At 64.7% G+C, this 15,501-nt stretch carries 19 protein-coding genes; 4 read left to right on the top strand and 15 right to left on the bottom strand.

The window, feature by feature from the left end; genetic code table 11:
* Positions 1-52: 52 nt before the first annotated feature.
* The 4 genes from OCH7691_RS18125 to OCH7691_RS23020 form a co-directional block, all read right to left on the bottom strand.
* On the bottom strand, positions 53-292 hold the full coding sequence (locus OCH7691_RS18125) for a hypothetical protein (RefSeq protein WP_085884986.1): 240 nt from the start codon (positions 290-292) through the stop codon (positions 53-55).
* Between the two features lie 94 nt (positions 293-386).
* On the bottom strand, positions 387-1,151 hold the full coding sequence (locus tag OCH7691_RS18120) for a M48 family metallopeptidase (RefSeq protein WP_085884985.1): 765 nt from the start codon (positions 1,149-1,151) through the stop codon (positions 387-389).
* A 14-nt stretch (positions 1,152-1,165) separates the two neighbouring features.
* Entirely contained in the window at positions 1,166-1,345 is a 180-nt protein-coding gene (locus tag OCH7691_RS18115) for a hypothetical protein (protein WP_139839777.1), read from the bottom strand.
* 107 nt (positions 1,346-1,452) lie between these two features.
* Positions 1,453-1,959 (bottom strand): hypothetical protein, encoded by a 507-nt coding sequence (locus OCH7691_RS23020; RefSeq protein ID WP_139839776.1) that lies wholly within the window; start codon positions 1,957-1,959, stop codon positions 1,453-1,455.
* A 183-nt stretch (positions 1,960-2,142) separates the two neighbouring features.
* Here OCH7691_RS23020 and OCH7691_RS18105 point away from each other — a divergent pair, with 183 nt between their 5' ends.
* Positions 2,143-2,322, top strand: a complete 180-nt coding sequence (locus OCH7691_RS18105) for a DUF1328 domain-containing protein (protein WP_085884983.1) — start codon at positions 2,143-2,145, stop codon at positions 2,320-2,322.
* 274 nt (positions 2,323-2,596) lie between these two features.
* Here the strand turns inward: OCH7691_RS18105 and OCH7691_RS18100 are convergent, their stop codons facing one another.
* The 3 genes from OCH7691_RS18100 to OCH7691_RS18090 all read right to left on the bottom strand — a co-directional run bounded on the left by OCH7691_RS18100 (position 2,597) and on the right by OCH7691_RS18090 (position 4,187).
* Positions 2,597-3,262, bottom strand: coding sequence for a PRC-barrel domain-containing protein (locus tag OCH7691_RS18100; RefSeq protein WP_085884982.1), 666 nt, complete (start codon positions 3,260-3,262; stop codon positions 2,597-2,599).
* Between the two features lie 167 nt (positions 3,263-3,429).
* Positions 3,430-3,624, bottom strand: a complete 195-nt coding sequence (locus OCH7691_RS18095; protein WP_085884981.1) for a hypothetical protein — start codon at positions 3,622-3,624, stop codon at positions 3,430-3,432.
* 14 nt (positions 3,625-3,638) lie between these two features.
* Positions 3,639-4,187, bottom strand: a complete 549-nt coding sequence (locus tag OCH7691_RS18090) for a sigma-70 family RNA polymerase sigma factor (protein WP_085884980.1) — start codon at positions 4,185-4,187, stop codon at positions 3,639-3,641.
* 633 nt (positions 4,188-4,820) lie between these two features.
* On the opposite strand from OCH7691_RS18090, the gene OCH7691_RS18085 reads away from it, so the two are divergent.
* Together OCH7691_RS18085 and OCH7691_RS18080 are read left to right on the top strand one after the other, a co-directional pair.
* Positions 4,821-5,717, top strand: coding sequence for an anti-sigma factor family protein (locus OCH7691_RS18085; protein WP_085884979.1), 897 nt, complete (start codon positions 4,821-4,823; stop codon positions 5,715-5,717).
* Positions 5,718-5,822: 105 nt separating this feature from the next.
* Complete coding sequence (locus tag OCH7691_RS18080) at positions 5,823-5,999, top strand: PLDc N-terminal domain-containing protein (RefSeq protein WP_085884978.1); 177 nt, start codon at positions 5,823-5,825, stop codon at positions 5,997-5,999.
* Between the two features lie 93 nt (positions 6,000-6,092).
* On the opposite strand, the gene OCH7691_RS18075 is transcribed toward OCH7691_RS18080, so the two are convergent.
* The 4 genes from OCH7691_RS18075 to OCH7691_RS18060 are packed head-to-tail and all read right to left on the bottom strand — an operon-like array spanning position 6,093 to position 8,593.
* Positions 6,093-6,587, bottom strand: a complete 495-nt coding sequence (locus OCH7691_RS18075; protein ID WP_217808131.1) for an MgtC/SapB family protein — start codon at positions 6,585-6,587, stop codon at positions 6,093-6,095.
* The gene (locus OCH7691_RS18070; RefSeq protein WP_085884976.1) at positions 6,587-7,765 is read right to left on the bottom strand and encodes an AI-2E family transporter; all 1,179 of its coding nucleotides are present in this window, start codon (positions 7,763-7,765) and stop codon (positions 6,587-6,589) included. The genes OCH7691_RS18075 and OCH7691_RS18070 overlap by 1 nt, the downstream gene beginning before the upstream one ends.
* Before the next feature lie 24 nt (positions 7,766-7,789).
* Positions 7,790-8,254: a hypothetical protein gene (locus OCH7691_RS18065; RefSeq protein WP_139839775.1), complete on the bottom strand. Its 465-nt coding sequence runs from the start codon at positions 8,252-8,254 to the stop codon at positions 7,790-7,792.
* Positions 8,255-8,278: 24 nt separating this feature from the next.
* Entirely contained in the window at positions 8,279-8,593 is a 315-nt protein-coding gene (locus OCH7691_RS18060; protein ID WP_085884974.1) for an ElaB/YgaM/YqjD family protein, read from the bottom strand.
* A gap of 375 nt (positions 8,594-8,968) precedes the next feature.
* Between OCH7691_RS18060 and OCH7691_RS18055 the strand changes: the two genes are divergently transcribed.
* Positions 8,969-9,625, top strand: coding sequence for a hypothetical protein (locus OCH7691_RS18055; RefSeq protein ID WP_085884973.1), 657 nt, complete (start codon positions 8,969-8,971; stop codon positions 9,623-9,625).
* Between the two features lie 18 nt (positions 9,626-9,643).
* Here the strand turns inward: OCH7691_RS18055 and OCH7691_RS18050 are convergent, their stop codons facing one another.
* The 4 genes from OCH7691_RS18050 to OCH7691_RS18035 all read right to left on the bottom strand — a co-directional run bounded on the left by OCH7691_RS18050 (position 9,644) and on the right by OCH7691_RS18035 (position 15,500).
* Positions 9,644-11,449 (bottom strand): B12-binding domain-containing radical SAM protein, encoded by a 1,806-nt coding sequence (locus OCH7691_RS18050; protein WP_217808130.1) that lies wholly within the window; start codon positions 11,447-11,449, stop codon positions 9,644-9,646.
* A 67-nt stretch (positions 11,450-11,516) separates the two neighbouring features.
* Positions 11,517-13,055, bottom strand: coding sequence for a class I adenylate-forming enzyme family protein (locus tag OCH7691_RS18045; RefSeq protein ID WP_085884972.1), 1,539 nt, complete (start codon positions 13,053-13,055; stop codon positions 11,517-11,519).
* 95 nt (positions 13,056-13,150) lie between these two features.
* Complete coding sequence (locus OCH7691_RS18040; RefSeq protein ID WP_085884971.1) at positions 13,151-14,377, bottom strand: ABC transporter substrate-binding protein; 1,227 nt, start codon at positions 14,375-14,377, stop codon at positions 13,151-13,153.
* Positions 14,378-14,456: 79 nt separating this feature from the next.
* A complete protein-coding gene (locus OCH7691_RS18035; RefSeq protein ID WP_217808129.1) occupies positions 14,457-15,500 on the bottom strand; it encodes a branched-chain amino acid ABC transporter permease in 1,044 nt (347 codons plus the stop codon).
* Position 15,501: the final 1 nt, after the last annotated feature.

The raw sequence follows: 15,501 nt of genomic DNA, 5'->3' as shown, positions 1-15,501 counted from the left end.
GAAGCTGCGACCGGTTTTGAAGGATCGGGAGGGCGCAACAGGGGCGCGGCGTTCAGGCGTCGCGCAGTAGCCAGCGCCAGACCCCGTACAGATTGATCGCGGTAAGCACGACGTTCTGGAAGGCGAGCGCGTGTTCGCCCTCGAGCGCCCCGATCGTCACCCAGAGCAGCGACGATACGGTGAAGATCACGAACCCCCATCCGGTGATTCGCGGGGCCAGGCGGGCGGCTACCACGCTCGCCGCGACGACGGCGCTGATCGAGGCGATCCAGCGGGCGATCTCGTAATCCATGGGGGCGTTCTTTCACGGAGGCGGGTCCGGCAGCCTTCTGGCAGGCAGCCGGAGAGGCTTCAACGCGAGCCGCCTGGCGCGGCCGGTTGCTGCTCTAGCCGTTCTGCTGGCGATAAATCGCGAGCGCCTTCGGCATGATCGATTGCAGATGCTCGATCCGGTTGCCCGGCGCCGGATGGGTCGAGAGGAATTCCGGGGCCCGCTGGCCGGCCTGTGCGTCAATATTCCGCCACAGCTCGACCGCCTCCCGCGGGTCGTAGCCGGCCCGGGCCATGTAGATGAGGCCGATCTCGTCGGCTTCCGCCTCCTGCTTGCGGCTAAACGGAAGGACAAGGCCGAGGGTCGCGGCCTGAGCCAGCAGGCCGCTGAACTGCGCCGCAGTCTGCGAGGTCATCCCGGCAGCGCCGAGCCCTGTCTCGATGACCATTTGCCGGGAAAGTCGCTCGGCCGAATGGCGGGCCACCGCATGCCCCACTTCATGGGCCATCACGGCGGCGAGTTGCCCCTCGGTCCGGGCTACGTCGAACAGGCCGGTGTTGACCGCGACCTTGCCGCCCGGCAATGCGAAGGCGTTGGCGGTCGGGTCGACCAGCACGTTGAATTCCCAGTCATAACCGGGATCATCCGAGACGGCCGCGATCCTGCGACCGATACGGTTGACCATCTCGTTCTTCCCGGGATCGTCGGAGATCTGCTTCTCGGCCAGGATCTGACGATAGGCATCGGCGCCGAGCGCCGTCGCCTGATCCTCGGAAATGAGCACGAGCTGGGACCGGTCGGTGACCGGCGTGGTTTCGCAGGCGGTGACCATGCCGGCGAGCGCCAGGGCCACCGCGCCGCTGCTTGCGAGGCGTTTCATGGGGACAGTCCGACTCAGTTGGTCGCGTCCTTGACCGCATCGGCGCCGTCCTCGACAGCGTCGTCGATATTCTCGCCGATCTCCTCGGCCGGCCCGTCGTCGCAGGCGGCGAGCGAGAAGGAAAGGACCGAAAGCCCGGCAAGGGCGGCGATGGTGGCGATCTTGATGGGCGACTTGCGCGGCTGGCGGGACATGGTTTCTCTCCTGACATTGATGTCGAATACGATCACCAACGCCGGTTCGTCACCGTTGGTTCCGCGACGGTCGGCAGTTCAGACGTGATGGAAGCCGCAGAGGCTGCTCAGTTGTCGTCGACGACCCTGAGACGCCCCTGTCGCGCGGCGGGCTTTTCCCGCCAGGCTTCGAGGGCCATTGCACAGGCCTCATGCACGGCATCGGTCGGTTTCGATCCTCGAAGTTCTGCCAGTTCCTTGGCCAATGCCGCGGTTTTCGCATCCAGCGGCAGGGCATTGATCCCGTCGGCGAACGAGGACTGGCCCGAGACATCGTCAACGACGCCGATCCGGCTCGACGAAACCGTCCGCGGATCCATGTTCAGGTCCTCGCGCTCGAGGTCCAGCTTGAGGCCGAGGCGCATCAGGGCCCGCATCGCGGCGGCCCGGCTCGGCATCCTCATTTCGAACCGCCATTCGTCCAACGCGTCAAGCTCTTCGGCGTTGAGCATCAACTGTATACGGTCGGTCCGCTTCATGAATATCTTCTTCACTGCTGGGGGAGACACGCTCCCGAGAGTACCGAAGTAAGAATAATTTACAGGTAATCCAAGCCTGCGCCACAGAAATTGCATGTAGGGAGAGGGGGCCCTGCCGTCAGGGGCGGTGGCGGCGGGCGCGCTCGGAACCCTTGTTCAATCGCGGCGTTTACGAGCAGCGAGGGCGCCCGCTACCGGAGTCGCGGCACGCAGGCGCCTGTCGGCCCGGAGGTCGCGGAGTGAGTCCCGGCGGGTCTATGGACAGAAAGGAGATTTCACATGCTTTACTGGGCATTGGTGTTTTTTGTCGTCGCGATCGTCGCCGGCGTCCTCGGGTTTGGCGGCGTGGCTGCGGCGACGGCCGAAATCGCGAAGATCCTGTTCTTCGTGTTTCTCGTTCTGTTGGTGGTGTCCTTGATCATGCACGTGGTGCGGGGGCGCCGTCCGCCGGCTGCCTGACAGCGGTCGCGCATCCTGATCGCTGCATACCGAGACGGCGTCGAGCGTCGGGGGGGAATGGATCCACCACGGTCGGCGCCGTCATCGTTTCGGCTCTCGGTATCGCCAGTAAGTTGTGATCCGATTCCCTGAGAAATTTATTTGCGGCGATCACAATATGCAGTTCGCGACATTTCTCCCCTGACGTTCGTGCACAAAAAAGAGCGGGCATTGCTGCCCGCTCTCTTCGTCATGTTTTCTTGCGGCGACCGCTGTGTGGTCCCGCGACCGCCGGTCAGGACCTCGCGTTGTCCCAGGACCGCTTCAGATCCTCCATCGCCTCCTCGAAGGAGGCTCGGGCATCGTCCCAGGCCTCGCCGGTCGCGTTCTTCATCTCCGCGAACTTCTGCTTGGTGGCGATCCAGGTCTCCTTCAGGTCGCCCTTCGCCTCGGCCGTGGTGTCCTTGGCGCTGTCCTTGGCCTGATCGTAATAACGGTCCACCCGTTCGTTCCACTCGTCCATCTGCCGGTCGACGGAACGGAGATAACGATCGCGGGCAGCAGTCGCGTCTTCCTCGTAGCTGAAGCTGGCGGCCTTCTCGAGCTGGTCCTTGGAGACGTCATACATGATGAAGCCGTCCTTGGTCGGGCGCAGTTCGTCGTAGCGTACCGCGACCAGCTTGTCGCCGATGCCGAGGAAGCCGCCGACAGACAGGATCGCCATGGCGACGCGGTCGTCGCGGGTGACGATCAGGTCCTCGACGGAACCGAGCGTCTCGCCCTGGGCATTGCGGACATCCTCTCCGATGATCCGGTCCGCGCTCAGGACATAGTCGATCGTGACCGCGCCAACGACGGCGCTGTCATCGTTGGCTTTCGTCGTCGGGGTTGCCGAATCGGCGAACGCCGGCGTGGCGATCGCAGCGGTCAGGGCGGTGGTCATCAGAATGTGCTTCAGCATGGCTTTTCCTTACTTTCGTTGAAGTGCGAACAGGAAACGCTGTCGTCACTGAACAGTTCCGCGAAATGACCCGCGCCATGAAAGAGAAATGGAAAGAACTGTCGTGTTACGAGGAAAACCTGTTCGCGGTTCTGTCGTGAATAGTGAAAGACGGAATCCGATCAGGGTCAGCGGTTATTGACGTTGTCCCGCCGCTGGTTCGAATTCGCCGGCGCGTGTCGCCGATCATCGGCGATTTGCGCCCGTGTTTCCGGATGGTCGAGAAGATAGGCCTCGACCCCCTCGCATTCAGCCTCCGTGAGTTCCCCGGCGTCATAGGCGCGGAGAATGTCGCGGGACATGAGCCTGGCAACGATGCGCATGATGCACCTCCCGTTCAGGCGAAACTGGTCGCGGTGGCAGGGGCCCGCCGCCGCTTCTCTTTCCTGGCGGAGGGGGCGGCGGAAGTCTGCTCCTGCAACTTGCGCAGGCTCTCGCGAGCCCGGGACAGTCGCGAACGGACGGTCCCGATCGGCAGGTCGAGGATTTCCGATGCCTCCTCGTAAGTCGCGCCCTGGGCGCCGACCAGGATGAGGATGACCTGGCTGTCACGCGGCAATTGCTTCAGTGCGCGCTGGAAGTCGCGGATCTCGAGGCGAAGTTCCTGCACGGGGGCGCACTGGTCGCCGTCCCGCCATTCCTCCAGCTCGACCTCGGTGCCGCGCCGGGCGCGGCGACGGCAGCCGTTGATGTGGATGCTGTGCATGATCTTGAACAGCCATGCCCGGAGATTGGTGCCGTCCTGAAATTGCTCGATCCGCGCAACGGCCCGTTCCAGGCAATCCTGCACGAGGTCGTCGGCTTCCGTTGCGCTGCGCGTCAGCGCGCGAGCGAAGCGCCGGAGGTGCGGGATGTACTGAATGAGCTCATCGGTATTAATTGTCACGGTAACCCCCCAAAGGTTGTCGGTTACGATGACAAGAGAATGAGAATTGATTACGACGATTTCAAACGAAATTTCATGAATGGCTTACGTGTCATACAAAGGACACAGATAATGTGGGTGTTGATGATTGGGTGGCTATTGCCGAACTGCGTCAAATAGGTCAATGTGTACATGAAACGTCTATTCTGTTTGTTGTTCATTTGACGTTTGTTGAGACTGGTGCGCAAACTTAGTAACTTACTCATAGGGCTTGTCCGGTGGCTCGGGCTTGGCCACTCGACTGGCCGAATAAGCGTTACCGGATGGGAACTTACCTTCTGTTCAGGCGTTCCAGTGCAGGACCCGGGAGAATGGTGAGCAGACGCGAGATCCATCGAGACAACGTCCACGGATGGGCACGGGTTGCGTCCGCGATGGATGTTTTGTCCGGATTGCGGCCGGGGGCCGCCGGGGATGATCGATGAAAAGGCGTTGTCATCCGGCTGGCCGGGCGGCAGCCGATACGCGGGGAACTGGCCAAGGGAGCGACATCCCGATGGCGGGTCTGCCTCGTTTCTGTCACAGCCCGATCTCCGGGATCCGCGATCAGACAGGAAAGAAGCCTGAACCGAAGCCGTACCGTGAGTGGTTGTTATGAAGTTCAACTGGCGTTCGAACTACGATCTGAAGACCCTGCAGGATTATGTCGATGGCAGGCTTGATACGCGAGCGCGTCTGGAGGTCGAGCGTCACTTGCTGACCGACGCCAATGACGCCGCGATCGTGGCGTCCTATCGGCGGCAGAACGCGGCCCTGTCGGAACTGGACGACGATGTACTGAACGAGGCCGTTCCCGAGCGTTTCTTGGAGGCGCTCAGGCGCGCCGGCGAGGCGAAGTCAGCCGGGAACAATGGCGACGGGGCGAGCGAAGACGATCCGGCCGCGTCCCGGCGCTCCGGGCTTCTGCCGATTTCCCGCTACTGGCCGTATTCGACGCTGCATTCCATTGCGCTCCTCGCGGCGGCATTCGCCATTGCCGCGGTGAGCGCGCTCGCTGCCTGGCTGGTGCGCGGTGAGATCGAGGCGGCGAACTGGGAACGGTTGGCCCAGCGTCAGTTCGTGGGGCAGGCGATCGCGTCCTTTTCGGACGGCGTTACCGCCCGCCTGCCGGGTTCGATCCGGGGTCTCGGCGGCAGGGACGGCTCGATCGCGATCGTGCCGCCCCGGCTCGACTCGGCGGGCTTCGCCTTCAGGGGCGGGCGCCGCATGAGCGGTATCGCCGGCGACGCTTTCGAGGCGGATTACGCCGATACGGCCGGGCGGCGGCTGATGCTTTTCGCCCGCCGCGCGGACAGGCCTGCGCAACCGCCGGATGTTCCGGGTTTTCCGATGGCCAGGGCCGAGGATTTCGACGGCTATTCGATCGTGCGTGGCAACACCAGGGCCGTCCTGTGGCAGACGGGGACGCATTTCTTCGTGCTCGTCTCGACGCTGCCCGAGAACGAGGCGTCGCGCATCGCCAGGCTGATCGCCGAGCAGGCGGGCGGCTGACGACTGCCGGCTCGCAGGCTCTGCCGGCGAAGGGGAACCAAAAGGCGTACCACTCCGTTTACCTCGCATCGGGCGCCCTTGGCGTCGCAAGAGAGGGAGAGAACAATGGGCGTCGAAGTGGGGGGCATTTTTGGCCTCATAATCCTGATCGCGGACATCTGGGCGATCGTCAAGGTCCTTGGAAGTTCCGCCTCGACCGGTGCGAAAGTCATCTGGATCCTCGTCATCCTGCTCCTGCCGGTGATCGGTCTGATCGCTTGGCTGGTCGCCGGTCCGAAGTGATACCGGTCGCCTCGATCTGATTGATGCGACTGCCTTCGGGAGAACGGGCGCTGCGATGCAGCGCCCGTTCTGCTGTCCGCCATCATCCGCCGGTCAGTCGTCGGATTTCGACTTCCCGAGACGGTGCTCGGCGATGCCGAGCAGAAGCAGCGTCGGCAGGGTGAGGGCGACAATCAGCACAGCGATCGCGTAATAGCCGCCGCCGCAGGCCATGCCGGTGGCGCCGGCCAGCCACATGCTGGCCCCGGTCGTCAGGCCGCGCACGTTGCCGCGCGACTGGACGATCGTTCCGGCGGCGAGAAAGGCGACACCCGCGGTGACCGCCTCGATGACGCGGATCGGGTCGGCATTGACCGACCCGGTCATCTCGCTGACCTCGTGGAACAGCTCGAAGGTGATGACGGTGAAGACCGAGGCGGCGAGGGCGACCAGCATGTGCGTCCGGAGCCCGGCTGGCCGCTTCCGGAATTCGCGATCGAGGCCGATGATCATGCCGAAAAGAAGGGCAAGGGTGAGTCTGAACGCGACCTCATGCAGCGGAATGACCATCTCGCGCAGGTTCAGCATTTCAGAGAGGGAAAAATCCATCATGCGCTCCTTTGCTTGTTCCGCGGATTGTCTTCGACCGGACCTCGGCCAGGCCCGCCCCGGTCGCCTAGCGGCCTGAGCAGCTCTGACAGCGGGTGCAGGGGCGCCACATTGTCGGCGAGCGCCCGGACGATCACCAGGATCGGCACCGCCATCAGCGCGCCGGGAATGCCCCACAGCCAGCCCCAGAAAACCACGGCGAGGAAGACATTGATCGGGCTCATCGTCAGCCGCCGGCCGAGGATCGACGGCGTGATGAACTGGCCCTCCAGAATGGTCAGCGCCGCGTAGACAGCCGGCGCCAGCATTGCTGCGCCGATCGTCTCCTGGGTGATCAGGGCAACGATGGCGACCAGCCCGATTCCGATCGCCGCGCCGAGATAGGGCATGTAGTTCAGCACCGTCGCGAGCGCGCCCCAGAGGATCGCGTTCGGCAGGCCGACGAGATAGAGCGCGGCGCCGACCGCCACGCCGAGGCCGAGATTGATCGCCGAGATGGTCAGGAAATAGGTGGAGGCATCGCGCTGGATTGTCCGCAACGCGTTGAGATACCGGGCCCGTCGCTCGTTATCCGATGTCATCGCGACGACGCGCTCCGCCATCGCGTCGCCCGAGGAGAGCAGGAAGAAGAGCAGCACGAGGGCGATCGCGAGTTCGACGCCGATATCCTGTAGCGACGCGATCAGCCGCTCCAGCGGGCCGGCCGACTTGACGACGACCTTCTCGGGGCTCTTGCCGGGGGTCGTGTCGGCGAGCTTCTCGACCTCCTCCGACGCTTCCTTCACGTTCCGGACCGGGCGCAGCAGGGCGCCGGCCTTCTGCTTGATCTCGCGACTGATCGACGGCGCCTCGTCGATCCACTGGGCCGCCGGTTCCGACAGCAAGGCGATCGTTCCCGCTGCGCCGCCGAGCAGCATGAAGACGATCAGCGCGGCCGAGACGCCACTTGGCACGCGCCATCGCCCAAGGCCACGGACCAGCGGCGACAACAGCACGTTCAGCATCAACGCCATCGCCAGCGGGCGGAACAGGTCGGCGGCGAAATAGAGCGCGGCGAAGCAGGCCAGCGTCGCCAGCACGAGGAGCGACAGGGCGATCGCTCGACTGTCGTTCCGCAACAGGCCGGCCCGCACCGGCGGTCGGGCGGCGGCTGCCGATGGGCGTTCCGGGTCGGCCATTCGCCTTCCTCGTGGTTCAGGGAATCAGCGCGGCGGCTGCCTGGTCGTGCTCACCTCGTGCAGCAGGTCGCTCGCTGCCCGGCGCGACGTCCGGCTGATGCCGAGCATGACCCCGACAGCCAGGGCGCCGAAGGTCGCCATACCCGGATTCTCCCGGGTGAAGCGGCTCGCCGCGTCGGCCAGTTGCATCGGGTCGGGCGTGGGGCGTGCTCCCGGCGGCGGGGCGGTACCCCCGCTTTCCGACGGGGCAAGCGCCGGGTCCGGGCCGGCCGCGAGGCGCCAGCCGATCGTCGCGGTCACGAAGGAAATGACCAACGTCGCGATGCCGATCGACAGGGCAGCAAGGGCCGGTTCCATCAACGTGCAGAGGAACATGTAGCCGGCGGCGAGCAGAAAACAGACGCCGACAACCGCCGTGACCGCGGCAACGATGACCGTGCCGAGCGCCAGCGAGGCGCGCATGGCGAGCAGGCGAAAGATCCTGTCCATCGCGCTGCGCCCCCTCGGCCGGCCCTAGCGCCGCTCCAGCAGCTTGCCGATGGTGAAACCGACGGCGAGCGCCACGAGCACGCTGGCCAGCGGCCGCTCGCGGACATAATCCTGCGCGGTGGCGGCGGCATCCTCGGCGCGCGCCTGGCCGGCCCGGGCGGCGTTCCTGACCGCGTCGGCGCCTTCATGCGCGGCGTTCCTGACCGCCTCGGCGCCGTCATGGGCGCGGTTGCCGGTGACCCGCACGAGGCTCTCGGTCAGCGCGCTGACATCGGCGCGAAGCGCTTCCATCTGCTCCCTCAGTTCCTCGGTATCCTTGCGCGCGGCTGCGTCGGCCATGTCGGTCTCTCCTTGTGCGGCGCCGGGTGTCGGCGGATATGCCGTCAGGCCTGGGGGCCGTGTTCCCGGCGGGTGAAGTGATCAGTGAAATGGGCCGGGCAGCGGCTACTACCAGCGGCCGAACGTCGGCGCGGCGGGAATTCTTTTCGGGAACGGTTTCGCGCGCCGGTTTGAGAGAAAACGCAGTCCAGCGGCGAATGGTTCCACCCGGGGTGTTGCTAACGCCTGTTCGGGCGCCGGGCGGAGCGCGCGTTAACCACGCTTGCTCAGGCAATCTTCATCATTGCGCGCGCAGGATCGGCCGATGATCCGGGAGGCATGCCCCGCGTCGGGGCGTGACATCAGCTTCCGGAGCAAATGGAAGCAGTGGTTGTGATGTCCCGATCCGTCGTCCTGATTGCCATCCTGGCCGGATTCGCCGCCGGCCTGCTGGTCGCCGCGCCGCCCGCCGAGGCGACGGTGATGACCGATTTCCGGAACGACCGGAACCAGAAGGTCCAGTCGTTGTCGCTGGCGGATCTGACGATCACCGCGACACGGTTCGGCTCGGCCGAGGAAGTCAACCAGTCGAAGTCATATGGCCTGGGCGTCAAGGACAACGTGCTTGACGACAAGACCGGCAAGAACGGCAGCGAGCGGTCGGAGTTCCTGCTCTTTTCATTTTCGGTACCGGTGACGCTCGGTTCCTGGGTCTTCAGCGATATCAAGAAGGACGAAGAGTCCTTTTCTGTCTTCGTTGACGGGGTCGAGAAGGACCTGTTCGCGCTGTTCGGTTCGGATCGTTTCCGGTCGATCGGCGATTGCGGCAAGAAGGAATGCGAGGTCGACCTGTCGGCGCTCGGCACCGGATCGGTGTTCACCTTCTCCGACGGGACCGGGAGTACCAAGAAGGACAGCTTTGCCATCGCGGCGATCAGTTACCAGATGAATGCGGCGGTTCCGGAACCGGCCCTCGGCGGGCTGTTCGGCTTCGCCGCACTCATTCTCGTGCTCGCCCTGCGGCAACGCCGGCCGGATCCCGGACGGGTCTGAGCGGCCTTTCGCGCCAGGCTACTCCGCGGCGACCGCCGGATGCGTCGCATCGCGGGCCTTGTCCGCCTTGCGCTTCTTCGCCACCGCCGCCTCGCCGCCACGGGTCTCGTGGAACAGCCCCAATTCGTCCAGTTCGGCGTCGGTTGCAGGCGTGATCGCCATGTCGCTGTAAGCCCTGCGGTTCGGGTCGCGCTTCAGCCGCCGGTAGATCAGCCCCATGCGGGCAATCATGGCGACCAGCCGGACATGTTTCGAGAGGGTTTCCCAGGCGTACTTCGGGTAGAAGGCGAGCATGCTCTCGCGCGGCATGTCCGGGCGCCGTTCGGTCCGGTACTTGAGGCGGAGATAGCCGCTTTCCACCGGGTGGACGTCCTCGATCAGGGCCGAGGTGTAGAACCACATCAGCAGCAGCAGCGTCTTGCCGAGACTGATCCCGTAGGCGGCGTTCCGCCGCATGATCGTCTCCATCTGCTCCTGGGTGTGGAACGCCTTCCAGGCCTCCCAGTAGACCGCCTCGTAGTCGGCGCGCGACATCAGCGGATGTTCGACCGTCCAGTGATAGAGGTCGTAGCGATTCATGTCGGGATGCATCCAGACGCCCTTCTCGTGCAGGACCTTGTGGTCCTCCGAGCCGGGCAGGGGCGTCAGCATCATGATCTCCATGAGATCGACCGGCAGCTCGCGCTTCACGATCTCGATGTCGTGCAGGATCCGTTCCGGCGTGTCGTTCGGGAAGCCGATGATGTAGCCGACATAGATCAGCGCCCCGATCTTCTTCCATTCCTGCAGCATCGTCCGGTATTCGACGATCCGGTTCTGGCGCTTCTTCACTACCGCGAGATTGTCGGGATTGATGTTTTCCAGACCGATATAGACGCGGCGGATGCCAGCGCGGCCGCATTTCTCGATGAAGCCCGGGATGCGGTGGCAGAGTGTGTCGACCTGGATGAAGAATTTCAGGTCGTATTTCTCGACCTCGCGCAGATGGATGATCCGGTCGAGGATCGGTTCCCAGTCCTTGTTGCGGGCGAAATTGTCGTCGGTCAGGATGAAGCGGTCGACGCCCTGGGCGTAATTCTCGCGGATCAGGCGTTCGATATCCTCCGGTGTGCGCGAACGGGATTTTCGCCCCTGCACGTTGATGATCGTGCAGAACGAGCATTGATAGGGGCAGCCGCGCCCGCAATCGAACGACGAATGGGTGCCGGCCGTTCGTTTCAGGTGCTCGGCCGGCAGATAGGGCACCGGTGCACCGTCAAGGCCCGGCAGGTCGTTCATGTAGTTGTAGACGGACTCCAGCCGGCCATCCCAGGCATCGCGGATGACGCGGCCGAGACGGCCGTCCTCGGCCTCGCCGGCAAACAGGCTGCAGCCCAGGTCGATCGCTTCCTGGATGTCGGGCGGGATGTCTTTCAGCATGGCGAGACAGCCGGAGACATGGAAGCCGCCGATCGCCACGTCGATGGCGGCGGCGCGGAAGCGGCGGGCGAGATCCATGCTGCGCGGGAACTGGTTCGACTGCACGCCGAGAAGCGCGATCAGGCCCTTGCCGCCGTCGCGTTCGATCATCCGGACGAGTTTCCTGACCGGGATCCGCTGGTTGGTCTCGTCGAAGGTATGGAGCCGGATATCGACATCCGGGCCGAGGATCTTCTGGTCCCGGGCCTCGAGCGCCAGCGCGTTGATCACCGCCAGCGTGTTGGACGGGATCGCCGAGCGGTACCACATGATGGGATAACCGTCGGAATGGTAATGCGTCGGCTTGATCATCACGAAATGGAAGATCCCGCCGCCGGTCGCGCCAGCCGCCCCCACTCCCGCCATGGCAGTCCCCTCCATAGATTAGGAAAGACTACAATAGCGAATTATCGTATGGGACGAAAGCCGGGCGTCAGCCGCCGCCGACCCGGCGGTCGCGGCCTTCCCAGTAGGGTTCGCGGAGATCCTTGCGCTTGATCTTGCCGACCGGACTCTTGGGCAGCGGCTCCTGCCGGACGACGATGGCGGAGGGTTTCTTGTAGGAGCCGAGGCGGTCGCCGCAGAGCCGGATCAGCTCGTCCTCGCTCACCGCCCCCGGTTCCGCGGTCACGACGACCGCCATCGGAGTCTCGCCCCAGCGGTCGTGGGGGATGCCGAAAACCGCCGCCTCGATCACCGCCGGGTGGTCGTTGAGCACGTTCTCGAGCTCGGCCGGGTAGATGTTATAGCCGCCCGAGATGATCATGTCGCCGGCCCGGTCGAGCAGGTAGAGATAGCCGTTCTCGTCCATCATCCCGACATCGCCGGTCTTGACCCAGCCGTCGACGATCCGCTCGGCGGTGCCGACCGGGTCGTTCCAGAAACCGGTCATCTGGCCGTCTGTCCGGGCGACGATCTCGCCGGCCTCGCCGGTCGGCAGCGGACGGTTCTCGGCATCCCAGATCTGCAGTTCGGCAAAGGGCAGGGGGATGCCGCAGGCACGCAGAGGCTTCGAGCCCTCGATTTCCGCGAACCACTGGCGCGGCCCCATCATCGCGACCGGCAGGACCTCGGTCTGGCCGTAGCCCTGGTAGAGCACGTCGCCGAGCAACTCGTGCGCGCGGCGGGCGGTGTCGTCGGCGATCGGCGCGGCCGAGATCAGCAGGCATTTCAGCCGTGACCAGTCGCGCCCGGCGGCGGACGGCTCGTGCAGGATCGCGTTCAGCATCGTCGGCACCATGAAGGTGTAGCCGATGCCCTCGCGTTCGATCAGCTCGACCGTACCCTTCGGATCGAACTGGTCGAGCAGCACGTTGCAGCCGCCGCCGAGCCAGGTCGGCACGAACAGGTAACCGGCGCCGTGGCTGATCGGCCCGCAATGCAGGCATTTGTCGCCCGGTTCCAGCGGCGGGTAGAGATAGAACCAGTCCCGTCCGGCGGCGAGCCAGGCGCGGTGCGTGTAGGCGACGCCCTTCGGCAGGCCGGTCGTGCCGCCGGTATGGCGGATGATGAAATAGTCGTCCGGCGCGATCGCGACGTCGGGATCGTCGGCCGGCCAGGATGCGAGCCAGTCCTCGTAGCCGTCATCGCGGATCAGCACATGTTCGAGCGCCGGAAGCTCGTCCCGCAGGCCCTCGATCTCGTGCACGTAGCGGGCGGCGACGACGATCGCCCGGCAGCCGGTATTGCCGATCATGTGGAGATGGGAGGCGCGTGCATTGCGCGGATAAAGCGGTACCCGGACGAGGTTGGCGGCGGCCGCGCCGAGCAGCAGGTCGGCGGCTTCGACCGTGTTGTCCTCCAGCGAGGCGATGCGGTCGCCGGGTTGCAGGCCGAGCGATCGCAGGGCATTGGCAAGGCGGAGACCGCGCGCCCAGGCGTCACGGAAGGTCAGGCGCCGGTCGCGCCAGACGATCGCCTCGCGGTCGGCATTGTAGAGCGCGGCGCGGCGCATCAGGGTGCGAACGTCCATGATCGGGCTCTCTCGGTCGCGTTGGCCTTGGTCGGGGTAAAAGGAACGGCCGCCGGTCGGAACCGGCGGCCGCCTGTATCAGGAGACGCGAAGGGTCAGCTGCTCTCGGCCTTCACCACGTCGCCGAAGAGCTCCCACGTCGTGCCGTTGAAACGCACCATCTGCATCGACTCGATCGGGAAGAAGTCCGTCGGGCTGGTGGTGATCTCGACGCCTGGCAGAAGCAGCTTGGCGTGGAACTGGCGGAGGTTGGCGGCTTCCTTCATGACGTTCTCGCGCGTCAGGTTGTCGCCGGCCTGCTTCAGGACCTGCTCCATGGTCTGCGCGACCGCGTAGCCATAGGCGTTGAAGCTGCTCGCCTTGTCTCCGTCCGGCTGGTACTTGTCCATCCAGGCGTTCCATTCCTTCATCTCGGCATTGTCCTTCCACGTCGGATCGGTCGGATCCATGTGGTACTGCGTGGTGATGACACCGACGCTGTTTTCAAGACCGGCCGGCTTCAGAACGGCGGAAACCGAGGCCGAGACGTTGTTCAGGAGATGGATCGGCTTCCAGCCGATTTCCGCGACCTTCTTGATCGCCTGGGCTGCGAACTTCGGGGTCGTGACGTTGAAGAAGGTGTCGGCGCCGCTCGCCTTCAGGGCCACGACCTGTGAATCGATCGTCGGATCGGTGACCTCGTAGCTCTCCTTGGCGACGATCATCGTCTTCGCCTTGTCGCCGAGCGCGGCCTCGAAGCCGTGCAGGTAATCCTTACCGTAATCGTCGTTCTGGAAAAGGATCGCGACCTTGGAGTCCGGGTGGTTCTTCAGCAGCCAGTTGGCGTAGATCGCGCCTTCGGTCTGGTAGTTCGGCTGCCAGCCCATGGTCCAGGGGAAGTTCTGCGGATCGCCCCATTTCGCGGCGCCGGTGGCGACGAAGAGCTGCGGCACTTCCTTCTTGTTCATGTAGGTGTGGATGGCCGAATTGGTCGGCGTGCCGAGCGACTGGAAGATCAGCAGGACGCCGTCGCTCTCGATGAGCTTGCGGGCCTGCTCCTTGGTCTTCGGCGGGCTGTAGCCGTCGTCGACCGAGACCAGGTCGATCATGCGGCCGTTCACGCCGCCCTCGTCGTTGACCTTCTTGAAGTAGGCGGCAATCGCCTTGCCGATCGTGCCGTAGGCCGATGCCGGGCCGCTGTATGGATTGATGTGGCCGATCTTGATCGAGGTGTCGGTCACGCCCGGGCCGTACATCTTGTCGGCGGCGATGGCCTGACTGGCCACCATGCCACCCAGCGCCGCAGCCGCGGCGAGGGCCAGATATTTCGAGTAGGTACTCATGACGCTTTCCTCCTTGCGTTGTGGAGTTCGATCTCCAGTTTTATCCCTTACTTGTTCCCTGTCGTCCGCCCGTGCCGCTTCAACCGGATGGCTTCTTGGCGAGCCGCATCGTCACCAGTCGGACGAGACCTGCCGCCCCGGCAGGCATCACGTAGACTGCCCCGATCAGGAACAGTCCGTAAATCGCCCAGGACAGGCCCTGGGAAATCTGGTCGGCCCAGTTCGGTATCAAGAGGATGAACAGGCCGCCGAAGATCGCGCCCGGGATCGAGCCGATGCCGCCGACCACGAGGCCGACGAGGAAGCTCACCGCGAGCAGGAAGGTGAAGCTGTCCGGTGCAACGAACTGGATCACGATCGCCTCCAGCGCGCCGGCGACGCCGGTGAAGGCGGCGCTGACGCCGAAAGTGAGCGACTTGTAGAGCGCGGTGTTGATGCCCATCGTTTTCGAGGCAATGGGATTGTCGCGGATCGCGATCATCGCCCGGCCGGTACGGCCCCGCACCAGGTTCCAGGCGACCAGGAAGGCGATCAGCGCGACGACGAGTGTGAAATAGTACCACCACTGATCGTTCGAGAGGAACGAAACCGGTGAATCGTCGGGAAACACGTCAAGACCCTGCACGCCGCCGGTGAACTTGGCGACCGGCTCGTATTTCAGGATCTGCGGGGTCGCCGTGGCGAGCGCGAAGGTGGCCAGGGCCAGATAGAGCCCTTCCAGGCGGAGCGCCGGCAGGCCGAACAGGAAGCCCGCCACGAAACAGACCGCCGCGGCCGGCAGGATGGTCCAGTAATAGGCGACCTCCCAGCGGTCCATCATGATCGCGGTCGTATAGGCGCCGATCGCGAAGAAGGCGCTGTGGCCGAGCGAGAACTGGCCGTTGAAGCCGGTCAGCAGGTTGAGGCCGAGGATCGCGATCGCGTAGATCAGCGCCCGGGTCAGCTGGAAGACGGTGAAGCCTTCGAACAGGAAGGGCAGGGCGATTGCGATCACGAGGCCGGCGACAAGCCAGATCCGTCGCCAGGAGACCATCTCGATCCCGGCGATCTGGAGCATGTCGGCCGGGTTCCGGGTCGGCATGGCGCGCGGCGCGCCGGCGTATCGGTCTGTATCGGTTGCCATT

Source organism: Oceanibacterium hippocampi (assembly GCF_900172325.1).
GTDB lineage: Bacteria > Pseudomonadota > Alphaproteobacteria > Sneathiellales > Sneathiellaceae > Oceanibacterium > Oceanibacterium hippocampi.
The sequence above is the reverse complement of the archived record's forward strand: the minus strand, read 5'-3'. Positions and strand labels throughout refer to the sequence as shown.

What these genes read in the sequence shown, in the direction of transcription:
- OCH7691_RS18120 (WP_085884985.1), bottom strand. Translation starts at nt 1,151, where the DNA reads ATGAAACGCCTCGCAAGCAGCGGCGCGGTGGCCCTGGCGCTCGCCGGC.
- OCH7691_RS18075 (WP_217808131.1), bottom strand. Translation starts at nt 6,587, where the DNA reads ATGGATTTTTCCCTCTCTGAAATGCTGAACCTGCGCGAGATGGTCATT.
- OCH7691_RS18040 (WP_085884971.1), bottom strand. Translation starts at nt 14,377, where the DNA reads ATGAGTACCTACTCGAAATATCTGGCCCTCGCCGCGGCTGCGGCGCTG.
- OCH7691_RS18045 (WP_085884972.1), bottom strand. Translation starts at nt 13,055, where the DNA reads ATGGACGTTCGCACCCTGATGCGCCGCGCCGCGCTCTACAATGCCGAC.
- OCH7691_RS18035 (WP_217808129.1), bottom strand. Translation starts at nt 15,500, where the DNA reads ATGGCAACCGATACAGACCGATACGCCGGCGCGCCGCGCGCCATGCCG.
- OCH7691_RS18080 (WP_085884978.1), top strand. Translation starts at nt 5,823, where the DNA reads ATGGGCGTCGAAGTGGGGGGCATTTTTGGCCTCATAATCCTGATCGCG.
- OCH7691_RS18060 (WP_085884974.1), bottom strand. Translation starts at nt 8,593, where the DNA reads ATGGCCGACGCAGCCGCGCGCAAGGATACCGAGGAACTGAGGGAGCAG.
- OCH7691_RS18085 (WP_085884979.1), top strand. Translation starts at nt 4,821, where the DNA reads ATGAAGTTCAACTGGCGTTCGAACTACGATCTGAAGACCCTGCAGGAT.
- OCH7691_RS23020 (WP_139839776.1), bottom strand. Translation starts at nt 1,959, where the DNA reads ATGCAATTTCTGTGGCGCAGGCTTGGATTACCTGTAAATTATTCTTAC.
- OCH7691_RS18055 (WP_085884973.1), top strand. Translation starts at nt 8,969, where the DNA reads ATGTCCCGATCCGTCGTCCTGATTGCCATCCTGGCCGGATTCGCCGCC.
- OCH7691_RS18070 (WP_085884976.1), bottom strand. Translation starts at nt 7,765, where the DNA reads ATGGCCGACCCGGAACGCCCATCGGCAGCCGCCGCCCGACCGCCGGTG.
- OCH7691_RS18050 (WP_217808130.1), bottom strand. Translation starts at nt 11,449, where the DNA reads ATGGCGGGAGTGGGGGCGGCTGGCGCGACCGGCGGCGGGATCTTCCAT.
- OCH7691_RS18115 (WP_139839777.1), bottom strand. Translation starts at nt 1,345, where the DNA reads ATGTCCCGCCAGCCGCGCAAGTCGCCCATCAAGATCGCCACCATCGCC.
- OCH7691_RS18065 (WP_139839775.1), bottom strand. Translation starts at nt 8,254, where the DNA reads ATGGACAGGATCTTTCGCCTGCTCGCCATGCGCGCCTCGCTGGCGCTC.
- OCH7691_RS18095 (WP_085884981.1), bottom strand. Translation starts at nt 3,624, where the DNA reads ATGCGCATCGTTGCCAGGCTCATGTCCCGCGACATTCTCCGCGCCTAT.
- OCH7691_RS18125 (WP_085884986.1), bottom strand. Translation starts at nt 292, where the DNA reads ATGGATTACGAGATCGCCCGCTGGATCGCCTCGATCAGCGCCGTCGTC.
- OCH7691_RS18105 (WP_085884983.1), top strand. Translation starts at nt 2,143, where the DNA reads ATGCTTTACTGGGCATTGGTGTTTTTTGTCGTCGCGATCGTCGCCGGC.
- OCH7691_RS18100 (WP_085884982.1), bottom strand. Translation starts at nt 3,262, where the DNA reads ATGCTGAAGCACATTCTGATGACCACCGCCCTGACCGCTGCGATCGCC.